This is a genomic window from Pseudochrobactrum algeriensis, assembly GCF_018436245.1.
In the GTDB taxonomy this organism is placed as follows: domain Bacteria; phylum Pseudomonadota; class Alphaproteobacteria; order Rhizobiales; family Rhizobiaceae; genus Pseudochrobactrum; species Pseudochrobactrum saccharolyticum.
This window is the reverse complement of sequence record NZ_CP075360.1, coordinates 65,854-78,810: the sequence shown is the minus strand read 5'-3', so window position 1 is coordinate 78,810 and position 12,957 is coordinate 65,854. Positions and strand designations below refer to the sequence as shown.

The window sequence follows — 12,957 nt, the reverse complement described above, 5'->3', positions numbered from 1 at the left end:
CGTAATTCCTTATGCCGCAGCGTGACGGGAGAGGTCGGCATAACGGCCGGTCACATAATGTTCGAGCTGGCGTTCAATATCGCCGAGCAATGAGGAAGCGCCGATGCGGAACAGATCCGGCTGCAGCCAGTCATGCCCCAGCTCTTCCTTCATCATTGACAGCCAGACGAGGGCTTCTTTTGCAGTACGCAGGCCACCGGCAGGCTTGAAGCCGATGATCTGGCCTGTGAGTTCGCCGTAATCGCGCAGCGCACGCACCATGGTCAGGCTGACCGGCAGCGTCGCGTTGACTTCTTCTTTGCCTGTTGAGGTTTTGATGAAGTCGGAACCGGCCTGCATTGCAACCATAGATGCCTTATAGACATTGGTCAGGGTCTGCAGATCACCGGTTGCGAGAATGGCTTTCATATGGGCTTCGCCGCAGGCTTCGCGCATCGCAGCCATTTCATCATAAAGCGCCTGCCAGTTCTGGGTCAGAACATGCTCGCGGGTGATGACGATATCGATTTCTTTCGCGCCTTCTTCAACCGCATAGCGGATTTCAGCCAGACGCAGCGGCAGCGGAATAAGACCGGCAGGGAAGCCGGTGGCGACGGAAGCAACGGGGATATTTGTGCCTTCCAGCGCTTTAACCGCATGGGGAACCATTGTCGGATAAACGCAGACCGCACCGGTGGTGATATTGGCATCAGCGAGGCCAAGACCTTCCAGAATATCCGCACGGATCGGGTTTTTGGCTTTGGCGCAAAGGCGGCGCACACGACCGGCAGTGTCATCACCGGCCAGTGTTGTCAGGTCAATGCACTGGATGGCACGTACCAGCCAGGCAGCCTGATATTCCTTTTTCACCGAACGGCGGGCGGGAATGGTCGCGGCACGGCGCTCAAGTGCCGAGCGGTTGACGTTGATATCGTCAAACCATTCGGTTTTCAGCGGGGTTCCGGTGTTACGTGCATGAGAAGTGCTCATCGTATATCCGTAAAATTGGGGTGCAATCAGAGGCCTGTTCTGGGTGGAAGCAAGCTGCCCTGACAGGTTTCCGGCTACGGGGGTAAAACCGGAAAGCTGCCAGTTCCGGTGATTGCACCGGTTAAATCAACGCGCTGTTCTGCCTGTTATCAGGCGTTTGGCGCAGCATGTTTAGTTTTAGCCGTGGCTTTTGCAGAACTCTGCAAACTCTTCGAGAGATGCATAGGATTTCTGCGTGCCTGTCTTTGTAATGCTGTCGGCGGCATAGAGGCTGGCGCTTTTCAGAGCCTCCGCCACATTGCCGTGTTCGGCATAGAACCGTGCGAAAGAGCCGATAAAGGCATCGCCTGCGCCGGTTGTATCTTTCGGGGTGACTTTGACCGGTGCGATATTGACCACATCATCAGCCGTTACCAGACGCGCGCCACGGCCGCCGAGCGTGACGATGACCGTGCGGATACCTTTGGCAATCAGCGAGCGGGCAGCAGCAATAGTCTCTTCGTCTGTCGAGGTTGGCATGCCGGAAAGCAACGCCAGCTCGGTCTCGTTCGGTACGAGGAATGACACTTGGCGGATACGTTCAGGATCAAGATCAGCTGCAGCCGGTGCCGGATTGAGAATGGTTTCAATCCCATTGGCCGCTGCAAAGGCGATGGTGTGGTAGACGGTCTCGACCGGTACTTCCATCTGCATCAGGATCAGGCCGCATTGTTTCAGATCTTCGGCAGCATCATCCACATCTTGCGGCAGCAGATCGGCATTGGCGCCTTTAACGATGAGAATGGAATTTTCACCGCTTTTATCGACAAAAATCGGGGCAACGCCGCTGGATTTTCCTTTGATGACGCCGACATGTTTGGTGTCGATGCCAGCTTTTTTCAGGTTGAAAATAGTGTTGTCGCCGAAAATATCATCACCGACTTTGGTTACCATCATCACATCGGCACCAAGACGTGCCGCAGCAAATGCCTGATTGGCACCTTTGCCGCCGCAGCCCATTTCAAACAAAGGCGCTTCCAGCGTTTCGCCCAAGACCGGCATACGATCCATATAGGTAACCAGATCGACCATATTGGAACCGACAACAGCGATTTTTTTCGACATCAGAACTACTCTATCTCTTTGTTTCCGCACTTAATCTTATTCGGAACACCATCAGTTGTTCCGGATCAGTGCCTTAAAGCGCAGTGATCATCTGCTCAAATTCATCAGCTTCTGCAGGTGCCAGATAGCCGAGGCGTACAGGGAAAGTCACGCGTTCACCCGGAGCCAGCAGGCGCACATTGCCTTTGGCTTTTTCTGCCAGATAGCCTTCCGGTTCGCAGGTGGAAGGCAGGGCAAAAGCTGCAACCTGCGCATCGCCATTGACCAGAACCCAACGCACGCATTTCGGGAAATCTGCCGCCGGATAGGAGATGGCAAAAGCCTCACCCTGTTCCAGCTTCATCATCTGATGAATGGTGCCGTTTTCATCCTGTTTCAGATTGCGCAGATAGAAAACCTGCTCAGGATCATAGCGGTCAGGATCGTCCAGCACTTCCATGACGGACGGGTCTTTGGCCAGCTCGTCAATCAGCGCCAGATAGTCAGGATTTGGTGTCACATGGGCAGGCACAGCAGTGCGCACTTTAGTATCTTCCGGCGAGAAGGATGTCGGCTGAATGATACGGGCATCTTCGTCATAGGCGAAGTTGACATGGCACATATACATCAGTTCCATCGGGGCATAGGAGAGGTTCTCCACGTCCATTTCGATGTCGAATAATGTGTCATCCGCATAAAGGCGCACGGACGGGCGTGCCAGATAATGCGCACCAAAGCCCATCACATATTCATATTCGCCTGTCACTTCGACATAGGCGCCCTGTTCATCCTCACCAAAGATGAGACCTGCAACATCCATATTGGCACATGGCATTTCGCCATGCGCGACATGGGTATCCTGTGCTGATGGCACACCATTGCGCAGCAGGCCGGAATGGAAGGCAAAGCAGCCATAGGTCTCGGCAATGGTTTTGGCAGGACGCGGCATGGCAAAGCTGTTGCCCATCGTCAGGTCAACGCCGTCAAATTCCGCAGCCCAGACCATCTGCCCCATATAGGGCAGCACGATCAGATGGCCGCGCTGATTTTCAATCATCAGCGCTTCAACGCCAGTGGCGTAGCGGAATGCAGTAACAGTCAGACCATCCGATGAAGCAATTTCATGCGGCTTGTCGGTGAAATCCTGACGGCGAAGATGAATGGAAATATCCTGCATGGCTCTACCTGTCTGAATTGCGGAATGCATTGATTGCAATCACCAGAATGAGGAACGCGCCCCAGATGAAATCAATCAGATGATTGGAGAAACGCAGCATCTGGAAGCCCGATGACAGCAGCATCAGTGCAACAAGCGCAATACCCACACCCAGCACACGCCCTTTACCGCCAGCCGGATTGGTGCCGCCGAGTACGGCAATCAGCACGGCCTGCAGCAGATAGGATGCGCCGTAATCGGATTTTGCAGCATTGGTACGACCAGACAGGATGATACCGGCCAGCGAGGCGAGCATACCTGTAAGCATGTAGGAATAGAGGATCATGCGGTCTTTTTTCAGACCTGCAAATACCGCAGCTTTCGGATTAGTGCCGATCAGCATCAGATTGAGGCCGAGGGTTGTGCGGCTGAGCAGCAGCGCAATCAGACCGGACACGGCAACAAAAATGATGAAAGGTGTGGCAATACCGAAGATTTTGCCATTTCCGATCATGTTCCATGCATCAGGAAAGCCGACAATCGCAGGGCCGCCGGTGAGCACCAGTGCCAGCCCCATAAACACCTGACCGGTGCCAAGCGTGGCGAGAATTGGCGTGATGCGCAATTTGGCGATCAGTATCCCGTTGACCAGCCCTGCCACCAGTCCCACCAGCAAGGCAAGCAGCACACCGATCACCGTATAGAACAGCATATTACTGTCGGAATTTTGCGCGGCCTGCACCATGGTGGAGTGGAAATAGACACCGGCAAGAATGCCGGAGAGATTGGCAATGCCGACAACCGACAGATCAATGCCGCCGGTCAGCATGGCAATCATCATAGCAATCGACAGAATGCCGAGTTCCGGCATGATGTAGCTGATCGATTCAAAATTGTAGTAGCGCAGGAATTTATCCGGATTGAGCCAGCTCATGGCAGCAAACACCAGCACGGTGATAATCACCAGCTGCAGGATATTGCGATCCATGTTTGCAGGGCTCAGGAAACGGCGCGTATCAATATCTTTTTTCATATCTTTATCCCCGCCGCTCACACCAGATTTTTCCGGTCACGCCATGCGGTAATTGCCGTGGCGATGATGATGATGAGACCAACGACAACTTTCTGCCATGTGGTGTCGACTTTCATGATGATCAGCGAGTTCTTGACCATCACCAGCATGAAAACGCCGAGCAAAGTGCCAAGCACCGAGCCGCGTCCGCCGAAGATCGACGCGCCGCCGAGCACAACCGCTGCAATCACTTCCAGCTCAAGGCCGGTAAAGTCACGCGGATTGGCAAGCCAGATCATCGAGGAATGCAGCAGACCTGCAAAACCGGCCAGCGCACCGGCCACACAATAGACAACGAAAATAGTTTTGGCAGTGCTGAAGCCAACACGTTTTGCTGCCTCAGGCGAGCCGCCATAGGCATAGATCGAGCGGCCGATCATTGTATATTTCAGCATCAGATGAATGAGCAGCGCGATGCCGAGATAGACCAGCACCATCGCCGTGAGGCCGAAATTCGTACCGGTGGCCGAAGTCATGGAAACGACGTCGGTCTTGCCGAATTCGATCAGCTCTTTCGGCATCTTGTTGATGTTGACGATACTGGTGCCGACCAGACCAAGAACCAGACCGCGTACAATAGAGCCGGTGCCAAGCGTCACGATCAGCGGGATCATGCGGAACTTGTAAATAATCGCCGCGTTGAAAGCACCAAGTGCCAGACCGATCAGCGTGGCCGCGATAAACGGAATAACCACACCGTCATAGCCGATGGCGACCATGGCTTTAACAGTCAGATACATAGCCGCAATCGCGAAAGCGGTGAAAGACACGTCAATCCCGCCGGAGATCATCACCAGCAACACGCCGAGCGCCATAATACCGATTACGACATTGGAGCGCAGCAGGCCGAACATATTATCCAGCGACCAGAAGGCCGGATTGATAAAGCCGATAGTAATCATGGCCAGCAGCAGAACGCAGGCGATGATAAATTCTGTTGTTTGATAGAACTTCATGACCGGTTCCTCAGTTCAGTGTCTTCAGCCGGTCATTGACGGCATCTTCAGTCATGCTGCTGCCGGACAATTCATCCACCAGCTTGCCCCGATGCATCACGACAACACGATTACAATTCTGCACCAGTTCCGGCACATCATCGGAGATCATCAGAACAGCAAGGCCGTTATCCTTGGCGAGTTTGCGGATAATCGCATGGATCTGCGCCTTGGAGCCCACATCCACGCCAACCGTCGGGCCGTTGAGGATCAGTACTTTCGCGCCGGTCAAAAGCCAGCGGGCAAGCACCACGCGCTGCGCATTACCGCCGGACAGATGGTTGACCGGTGTATGCGGACCCGGTGCTGCAATCTGCATGGCGTCGAACATATCTTTCGTGACCTGATCGACTTTTTTGCGGTTAATAAAGAGGCCGCTCACCATCTTATCCAGCGAGGTCACAATAATATTGCGCTCAATCGACTGGGTGAGGAACAGGCCTTCCGTGAGGCGGTCTTCCGGTACATAGGCAATGCCGAGATCAATGGCCTGACGTACCGATTTCGGATGAATGGTTTTGCCGTTCAGCTGCATTTTTCCGGTGCATTGCGGCAGCATACCAAACAGCGACAAAGCAAGCTCCGTACGGCCGGAGCCGATCAGGCCGGAAATTCCGACAATTTCACCGGCATGGAGCGACAGGTTTACCCCGTCGAGCAACACATTGCCGGTCGCTGAATCTTTGGCTTTCAGGTCTTCAACGTGAAGCACCGGCTGCGTGCTCTGTTCTTGTGCCTGCCAGACATAGCTGTCCGGTTTCAAATCCAGACCAGTCATTGCGCGGGTAATTGCCGGTTCGTCGAACTCACTGATCGGGCCTTCCGCCACTTTCTTACCGTTGCGGAATACGGTGAGGCGTTCGCTGATTTCCAGCATTTCACGCATTTTGTGGCTGACAAACAGCACGGCAATGCCCTGTGCCTGAATATCGCGCACAATCTTGAAAAGTGCATCCACCTCATGGCGGGTCAGCGCTGTCGTCGGCTCATCCATGATGATGAGGCGCGCATCGGCCATGACCGCACGGGCAATGGCAACGATCTGTTTGCCCGAGGTTGGCAGACTGTCGACTTTTGCATCGAGATTAATTTTAACATCAAGGCGGTCGAGCGCCTTCTGTGCCAGTTCGCGAACCTGTTTCCAGTTGACGGTTTTACGGCCTTCAATCAGGAAAGTGTTGAGCGCCAGATTTTCGGCAACAGTCAGATTTCCGAACAGGGAAAAGTCCTGATAAATCACCTGAACGCCGTGATGTACGGATTTGACAGGATTGAGCTTGCCGGCAGGTTTGCCGTCAAACAGGATTTCGCCGTCCTGCGGTGTGTAAACACCGGACATCACTTTGATGATTGTGGATTTTCCGGAGCCGTTTTCACCGGCAAGGCAATGGATTTCACCGCGGCGGATGGTCAGCGACACATCATCAAGGGCTTTAACACCCCCGAAGCGCATGCCGATATTGCGCAGTTCTATCAGATTTTCAGTCATATTATTCCTGCCTGTGACAGAACGGATGTGTTCCCGCAGAGCTGGAGCATTTCACAGTCAACCCGGATCAATTCGGACATCTGTGATATGCGGCCATTAAAGAAACCAGAGTGATATCCATGATTGAATTTGGACATAGTCTGCTCCGGTAAAAACAGAGGCGGCAACAAGCCTGTTACCGCCTCCGGCTCTTTACAGATTAGAAGTCGTATTCAGCCATGTTGTCTTTGGTTACACCAACCCAGCCTGCACCATAGAGCAGATGCGGCTGTGCAGCATCCGGAGCGAGCAGAGAATTGTAACCGGCAAGGCCGAGGTCAAGACCGGCTTTGATCTGGTCGTTTTTCTTTTCCAGAGCAGCAACAGCCAGCATGTTCATGGCATAACCGGCAACAGCAGGATCCCAGAACTGGATATATTGGATATCGTCATTCTTCAGATATTCACCGGCAACCGATGGCAGACCTGTACCTGCGAAGAAGACTTTGCCTTTCAGACCGCCTTCAGCGATCAGACGACCGGCACCGGCAGACGTCGGCATCGGCGCACCCAGAATACCGGTAATGTCCGGATAGGTGGTCATTGCTTCTTTCAGCTTGGTGTAGTCGGTATTGGCATCGTCATAGGTTTCCAGACGCTCGGTTGCCTGCGACATTTCAGGGAAATTGGCTTTCTGATATTCCACAGCGCCGTCAATCCAGTCCATCTGGGACTTCGAGGTGAGGCTGCCGACAGTAGCAACATATTTGCCTTTGCCGCCCATATATTCGCCGAGCTGTTTCATCAGATTGGCACCATAAGCCTTATTGTCGAAGGCTTCGATGTCATAATCGACGTTTTTAATGTTGGATGCTTCGTGGGAGATAACCACGATGCCGCGTTCGCGGGCTTTTTTCAGAACCGGCTCAACCGCTTCAACCGAGAACGGTACGATGGTGATAGCGTCAACGCCCTGTGCGATCAGATTTTCAACGATCTGCACCTGAGCGGCCGCATCTGCCTGACTTGGGCCAACCATCCATACGTCATGCCCGGTTTCATCCTTAAACTGGGCCACACCGTCACGCATACGGTCGAACCATGCAATACCATCGACCTTAACAACGGTCGCAATGGTATATTTCTTGTCATTGGCTGTGGTGATGAGGTCTTTATTGACCTTGGATGTGTCGATTACACCTTCCGCGAAAGCGGATGGCATAGCGATGGACATTGCAACTGCAACAGAAGCGAGAAGTTTTTTCACGCGATCCTCCCTGAGAAACCCTACCTGTTAAACATCCTGTTATCCGATAATTCCCGTCACCCTCCGGCCAGCATCCTAGGTTGGGAAAATTATCTGACAATAAGACGGATATTATATTGTTAGTATCCGATCATTATGTTTGGATCGTTTCACTAAATAATTTAATGTGTCAAGTCTGCAAAGACTGCTGCTTCACGCAACGCACTATTTTTTGTAGGTGGGAGAGTAAAAATGATTCAAAAAGGGGGAGAATCTTGAGCAGAACCAGCCGCAGGGACGAGCGTCTCACAGAACTCGCAGCATTGATGGAAAAACAAGGTGTGATGCGTTTGCGGGATGCGGCAGCGCAGCTCGGTGTTTCTGAAATGACCATCCGCCGTGATATGGCGCAGCGGGATCTCAACGGCGGGGATCTGGCGCGCTCGGATAGTGATGTGCTCAAGGGGCTGAACTGTCTTGGCGGTTATATTTTCTCTGCGCAGGACAATAATGGTCACAGCGATTACAGTCTTGACCACGAAAGTGATTGCCATGCGGGCGCCAAGGCGCAGGCCTGTGCGGAAGCTGCCGCGATGATTGAAGAACATGACACGATTTTCATCGATTGCGGTACCACTACACCGCATCTGGCGCGTCTGGTGCCAGAGAATAAGTCTGTTACGGTTGTGTGCTATTCGCTCAATGTTGCGGAAATTCTGTCATCCCGTGAGGATGTGCGCCTGATTGTGCTGGGTGGTCTGTTCCACCGTTCCGCTGCCTCTTTCTCCGGTGAGGAGGGGATTGAGACATTGAAGAAAATCATCATCAATAAGGCCTTTATCTCGGCGGGCGGTGTGCATGATGAACATGGCGTGACCTGTTCGCATTTCCATGAGATTCCGGTCAAACAGATGGCAATTGCCCGCGCGATGGACTCTTATCTGGTGGTGGATGGCAGCAAATTCGGCAAAGTACGCTCGGCACCATTTGCGCAAATTACGCAATTCCGCAGGATTTTCAGCCATTAGACTGTAATAATTGCGAGCAAGGGCAGGGTATAGCCGGTTTTCAAAAACTCTCTATTATTTCATTGATTTTTTAAAAGGTGAATCATGCAGCTTATAGAGATTGTAATGCATACGCCGTGGTGGGTATGGGTTCTGCTTGCATATCTTATTTATAGCGGTGCTTCTCTTTTGTCTCCCAGCGAGACCTCTCTTTGGAGGATGCTTTTGATGCCATGCATTTTTTTGCTCTGGGGCATCTATGGTATTTTCAGCAAGTTACATATGCCGTGGACGGCACTTTTAATTTATGTTGCTGCTTTGATAGCTGGCTTGTTTCTTGGCAATCTTATTATGGCAAAGCGTCGCCCTGCTGTGTTGGATGCGGCAACAGGAATGATTCAGCGTCCCGGCTCCAAGGTGCCGTTGGTTGTTCTTTTGTTTAGTTTTAGCTGCTTATATATTGTGAATGTCTATGCCGCTTATCATCCAGAAAGCCCTGCTGAATTGAAATTTGTAGTCATTTATAGTTTGGCCTCAGGCTTTGCTGCCGGTGCGTTTTTGGGGATCTCTATTGCGGGCATGATGAAAACACTCCTCGGCACAGTTGTGCGGGTTGGCGCCTGACGATATTGAATTTTTCTGATTTCCGGCTTGTTCACCTTTATATGCAACTGTTAATCACATAAGCTCCCGAAATGTGATAGTGGTTTTCTCAAATGTCCTCGCCTGAAAAAAACGGCAGCCGTCTGAAACGCACGGCAGACCGTCTTTTTGCGCCCTTGCTGGCCGGTGCAACTTTTCGTTCCCGCCTGATTGCCAGTCTTGGTATTCTGCTCTGTGTTGTTGTGACCGGCATGGTCAGCGCATGGCTCTATGACCACACCACGCATTATGTATTTCTGATCGCACCGGTCGGTGCCTCGGCCGTATTGCTCTTCATTGTTCCGACCAGTCCGATGGCGCAGCCATGGGCAATTATCGGCGGGAATACGATTTCAGCCCTGATTGGCGTTATCGTTTATCAGCTGGTGAAAGAGCCGTTTCTGGCGGCCGGTCTGGCGGTTTCTTTATCTGTACTTGCCATGTCGCTGGCACGTGCCATGCATCCGCCCGGCGGAGCGATTGCGCTTACTGCCGTGATCGGCGGCAACACAGTGACCGAGGCGGGCTTCTTGTTTCCGTTTACACCGGTGGCGTTGGATTCTGCAATTGTAGTACTGTTCGGCATTATTTTTCACAGGCTGCTGAGACGCCCTTATCCGCATACAATACCGGTTATTAATACGCACCAGACGCAGGATACGCCAACGCAAATGCGCGGCGGCCCGACTTCCGCTGATATTGATGCTGCTTTGTCTGAAATGCAGGAGAGTTTCGATATCAGCCGTGAAGATCTGGAAGTTTTGCTGCGGCAGATCGAGATGCAGTCCGTAATGCGTAACAATGCTGCGGGTAAAGCGGGGCCCGATTGCGCTTCGATCATGTCGCGTCATGTTGTGTCTGTGAAAGCGGATGATACGGATGATTACGCCCGTTCATTATTGCTCCGGCATAATATCCGCTCGCTGCCGGTTGTTGATGATCGCAATGTGTTGCTTGGCACAGTGGGCTTGCGTGAATTGCTAAAAGGCAAAGGGGCTGTTGCAGCGCTGATGACCAGCCCGCCTGTGGCTCAGCCGCAAGATACGGCTCTGAGTCTTTTGCCGGTGCTCACCAATGGCCGTTCTCATGCGGTGATTATTGTTGATCAGGATCATCATGTGCAGGGGCTGATCTCGCAAACCGACCTGCTTGCAGCCCTTGCGCGACTGGTGCAGCCGGATATGCCGGTGAAAAGCTCCGGATAAGATAATACAAAGTTGATTTCTTTTATCCACTTATCTATAGCATAAGGCAAGGCGATGAGGCATCGTCAGAAATGATGTTTGTCTGCCGTGTAGTGAGTTTTGTGCGCCCAATGGGGCGTACGGGGCTCTGAATGCCTATAGGGAGTGAATATGCAAATGACACCGGATCAAACTGCGCCAGTACAGACACCACAGGCACCGACAGGCCGTCCGCAACTGCGTCAGTGGGAACTGACAGTAACCGCTGTGGCGGATGCTCCGGCCAATATGCGCCGTGTCACTTTTACCGCACCGGATATTGCAGAATTCACCTATCGTGCAGGACAGGCCATTGTGATGATGCTGCCGACCGGCGATGGCGAGTTTGGCCGCCGTGACTATACAATCCGCAGTCTTGATAAAGAAAAAGGCCTGCTGGATGTGGATTTCTTCATGCATGGCGACGGCACACATCTGACACCCGGACCGGCTTTTGCCCGTGATGCCAAAATTGGCGACAAGATCAGTGTACGTGGTCCGCGCGGTGGCGCATCTTTCCGTGAGGATGCTGACTGGCATCTGATTACCGGTGATGAATGCTGCATTCCGGCGATTTTCCATATTCTTGAAACCATGCCTGCAAAAGCGCAGATGCATGTTCTGATCGAGGTGGACAGTGTGGCCTCGCAGATCGCGCTGAATGATGTCCGCGAAGGATTGTCGGCAACGCAGATCACATGGCTGCATCGCGGTGATCAGAAAGCCGGTCCGAGCGATTTGATGGCAGAGGCTGTTGCCGGCTTTATGCTGCCGCATGGCCGTGGCCATGCCATTTTGATCGGTGAAACCAGCAACGTGCGCAAACAGCGCCAGAATCTGATCTCGCGCGGCCTGACCCGCGAGCAGATCGCTTCTGAAGGCTATTGGCGTCCGGGTCGTATCGGCGGCCATGACCATGTTGAAGACTGATACGTGAAATTTCGAAAATCTGCCGGATAAATCAGGCTATTGAAGAGGAAAAGCAATGAAACGGATGACAGGACTTTTCGCAAGCATCGCTGCCGGTGCCCTAATGTTTGCAGGCGCGGCTCTTGCCGGTGAAGTCACCGTGAAACACGCACAGGGTGAAACCAAACTGCCGGATGTTCCGCAGAAGGTTATCACTTTTGACCTTTCATCCCTTGATACGCTGGATGCACTGGGCGTTAAGGTTCTGGGTGTTCCGACCATCAAAAAGCAGGATTACCTGACCAAATATGATGCCGATGAATATATCAAGATCGGTACATTGTTTGAGCCGGATTATGAAGCTGTCAACGCTGCGCAGCCGGATCTGATTATTGTTGGTGGTCGCTCCGCTGCCAAATATGCTGAACTGGCAAAAATCGCGCCGACAATCGACCTCACTGCCGATGCTGCCAATTTCGTAAAAAGCTCGGAAGACAATGTCCGCACTCTGGCCAATATTTTCGGCAAAGACAAAGAAGCTGAAGATGCGCTGACCAAGCTGAATGCCAAAAAAGACGAGCTGAAAGCGCTGACTGCAAAAGCAGGCACCGGTCTGCTGGTTCTGACAACCGGTGGTAAGATCAGCGCCTATGGTCCGGGTTCGCGTTTTGGTGTGCTTTATGACGATCTCGGTGTGAAGCCTGCTGCTGATGATATCAAGCCGGGCGGTCACGGTCAGCCGATCTCCTTCGAATATATCCTCGAAAAGAATCCAGACTGGCTCTATGTGATCGACCGTGACGCAGCGATCGGCCGTGAAGGTGTGGCTGCCGAGAAATTCCTCGACAATGCTGTGGTTGCGCAGACCAATGCCTGGAAGAACAAGCAGGTTATCTATCTCGACGGTTCCGCATGGTATCTCAATGCCAGCGGTCTGACCTCGATGGGCAATATCGTTGATGAACTGATTGCCGGTTTAAAGAAATAAGCCTGCGAAAATAAGATTCCGGACGGCTTTACGGATAAGCGGAGTAAATATGTCGTGTTTTGACTTTACCCCGCCGGTTCTTTCAGGTTAAAGCATCCGGATTGTCTGCAAGGATATCAAAAAAGGCGGCAATGCATTGTCACTGCTGCCTTTTGTTTGTCCTGTATTATGCCCGCCGCTGACCGCAATTGTCAGAGCC

General features: G+C 52.5%; 12 protein-coding genes. 5 read left to right on the top strand and 7 right to left on the bottom strand.

Going from position 1 to position 12,957, the window contains the following annotated elements:
* Window positions 1-9: 9 nt before the first annotated feature.
* The 7 genes from deoC to KHQ09_RS00580 form a co-directional block, all read right to left on the bottom strand.
* Window positions 10-969 (bottom strand): deoxyribose-phosphate aldolase, encoded by a 960-nt coding sequence (gene deoC / locus KHQ09_RS00610; RefSeq protein WP_022709622.1) that lies wholly within the window; start codon window positions 967-969, stop codon window positions 10-12.
* Between the two features lie 177 nt (window positions 970-1,146).
* Window positions 1,147-2,073, bottom strand: a complete 927-nt coding sequence (gene rbsK / locus KHQ09_RS00605; protein WP_213600316.1) for a ribokinase — start codon at window positions 2,071-2,073, stop codon at window positions 1,147-1,149.
* A 73-nt stretch (window positions 2,074-2,146) separates the two neighbouring features.
* Complete coding sequence (locus tag KHQ09_RS00600; protein ID WP_213600315.1) at window positions 2,147-3,229, bottom strand: aldose 1-epimerase family protein; 1,083 nt, start codon at window positions 3,227-3,229, stop codon at window positions 2,147-2,149.
* Window positions 3,230-3,233: 4 nt separating this feature from the next.
* A complete protein-coding gene (locus tag KHQ09_RS00595) occupies window positions 3,234-4,241 on the bottom strand; it encodes an ABC transporter permease (protein WP_028233306.1) in 1,008 nt (335 codons plus the stop codon).
* A gap of 17 nt (window positions 4,242-4,258) precedes the next feature.
* Complete coding sequence (locus KHQ09_RS00590) at window positions 4,259-5,236, bottom strand: ABC transporter permease (RefSeq protein ID WP_022709626.1); 978 nt, start codon at window positions 5,234-5,236, stop codon at window positions 4,259-4,261.
* A 10-nt stretch (window positions 5,237-5,246) separates the two neighbouring features.
* Complete coding sequence (locus KHQ09_RS00585; RefSeq protein WP_213600314.1) at window positions 5,247-6,764, bottom strand: sugar ABC transporter ATP-binding protein; 1,518 nt, start codon at window positions 6,762-6,764, stop codon at window positions 5,247-5,249.
* A 199-nt stretch (window positions 6,765-6,963) separates the two neighbouring features.
* Window positions 6,964-8,010 carry an autoinducer 2 ABC transporter substrate-binding protein gene (locus tag KHQ09_RS00580; protein WP_075656504.1) on the bottom strand — a complete coding sequence of 349 codons (1,047 nt, stop codon included), beginning with the start codon at window positions 8,008-8,010 and terminating at the stop codon, window positions 6,964-6,966.
* A gap of 254 nt (window positions 8,011-8,264) precedes the next feature.
* Between KHQ09_RS00580 and KHQ09_RS00575 the strand changes: the two genes are divergently transcribed.
* The 5 genes from KHQ09_RS00575 to KHQ09_RS00555 all read left to right on the top strand — a co-directional run bounded on the left by KHQ09_RS00575 (window position 8,265) and on the right by KHQ09_RS00555 (window position 12,758).
* On the top strand, window positions 8,265-9,017 hold the full coding sequence (locus tag KHQ09_RS00575) for a DeoR/GlpR family DNA-binding transcription regulator (protein ID WP_075656506.1): 753 nt from the start codon (window positions 8,265-8,267) through the stop codon (window positions 9,015-9,017).
* A gap of 84 nt (window positions 9,018-9,101) precedes the next feature.
* Window positions 9,102-9,620 (top strand): DUF6622 family protein, encoded by a 519-nt coding sequence (locus KHQ09_RS00570; protein WP_213600313.1) that lies wholly within the window; start codon window positions 9,102-9,104, stop codon window positions 9,618-9,620.
* A 92-nt stretch (window positions 9,621-9,712) separates the two neighbouring features.
* Window positions 9,713-10,843, top strand: coding sequence for an HPP family protein (locus KHQ09_RS00565; protein ID WP_213600312.1), 1,131 nt, complete (start codon window positions 9,713-9,715; stop codon window positions 10,841-10,843).
* A 156-nt stretch (window positions 10,844-10,999) separates the two neighbouring features.
* Entirely contained in the window at window positions 11,000-11,791 is a 792-nt protein-coding gene (locus tag KHQ09_RS00560) for a siderophore-interacting protein (RefSeq protein WP_213600311.1), read from the top strand.
* 55 nt (window positions 11,792-11,846) lie between these two features.
* Window positions 11,847-12,758, top strand: a complete 912-nt coding sequence (locus KHQ09_RS00555; protein WP_075656512.1) for a siderophore ABC transporter substrate-binding protein — start codon at window positions 11,847-11,849, stop codon at window positions 12,756-12,758.
* Window positions 12,759-12,957: the final 199 nt, after the last annotated feature.

Bases quoted from the DNA above. Each gene is read 5' to 3' on its own strand.
- KHQ09_RS00570 (WP_213600313.1), top strand. From the start codon at position 9,102: ATGCAGCTTATAGAGATTGTAATGCATACGCCGTGGTGGGTATGGGTT.
- KHQ09_RS00595 (WP_028233306.1), bottom strand. From the start codon at position 4,241: ATGAAAAAAGATATTGATACGCGCCGTTTCCTGAGCCCTGCAAACATG.
- KHQ09_RS00560 (WP_213600311.1), top strand. From the start codon at position 11,000: ATGACACCGGATCAAACTGCGCCAGTACAGACACCACAGGCACCGACA.
- KHQ09_RS00555 (WP_075656512.1), top strand. From the start codon at position 11,847: ATGAAACGGATGACAGGACTTTTCGCAAGCATCGCTGCCGGTGCCCTA.
- KHQ09_RS00565 (WP_213600312.1), top strand. From the start codon at position 9,713: ATGTCCTCGCCTGAAAAAAACGGCAGCCGTCTGAAACGCACGGCAGAC.
- KHQ09_RS00590 (WP_022709626.1), bottom strand. From the start codon at position 5,236: ATGAAGTTCTATCAAACAACAGAATTTATCATCGCCTGCGTTCTGCTG.
- rbsK (WP_213600316.1), bottom strand. From the start codon at position 2,073: ATGTCGAAAAAAATCGCTGTTGTCGGTTCCAATATGGTCGATCTGGTT.
- deoC (WP_022709622.1), bottom strand. From the start codon at position 969: ATGAGCACTTCTCATGCACGTAACACCGGAACCCCGCTGAAAACCGAA.
- KHQ09_RS00600 (WP_213600315.1), bottom strand. From the start codon at position 3,229: ATGCAGGATATTTCCATTCATCTTCGCCGTCAGGATTTCACCGACAAG.
- KHQ09_RS00585 (WP_213600314.1), bottom strand. From the start codon at position 6,764: ATGACTGAAAATCTGATAGAACTGCGCAATATCGGCATGCGCTTCGGG.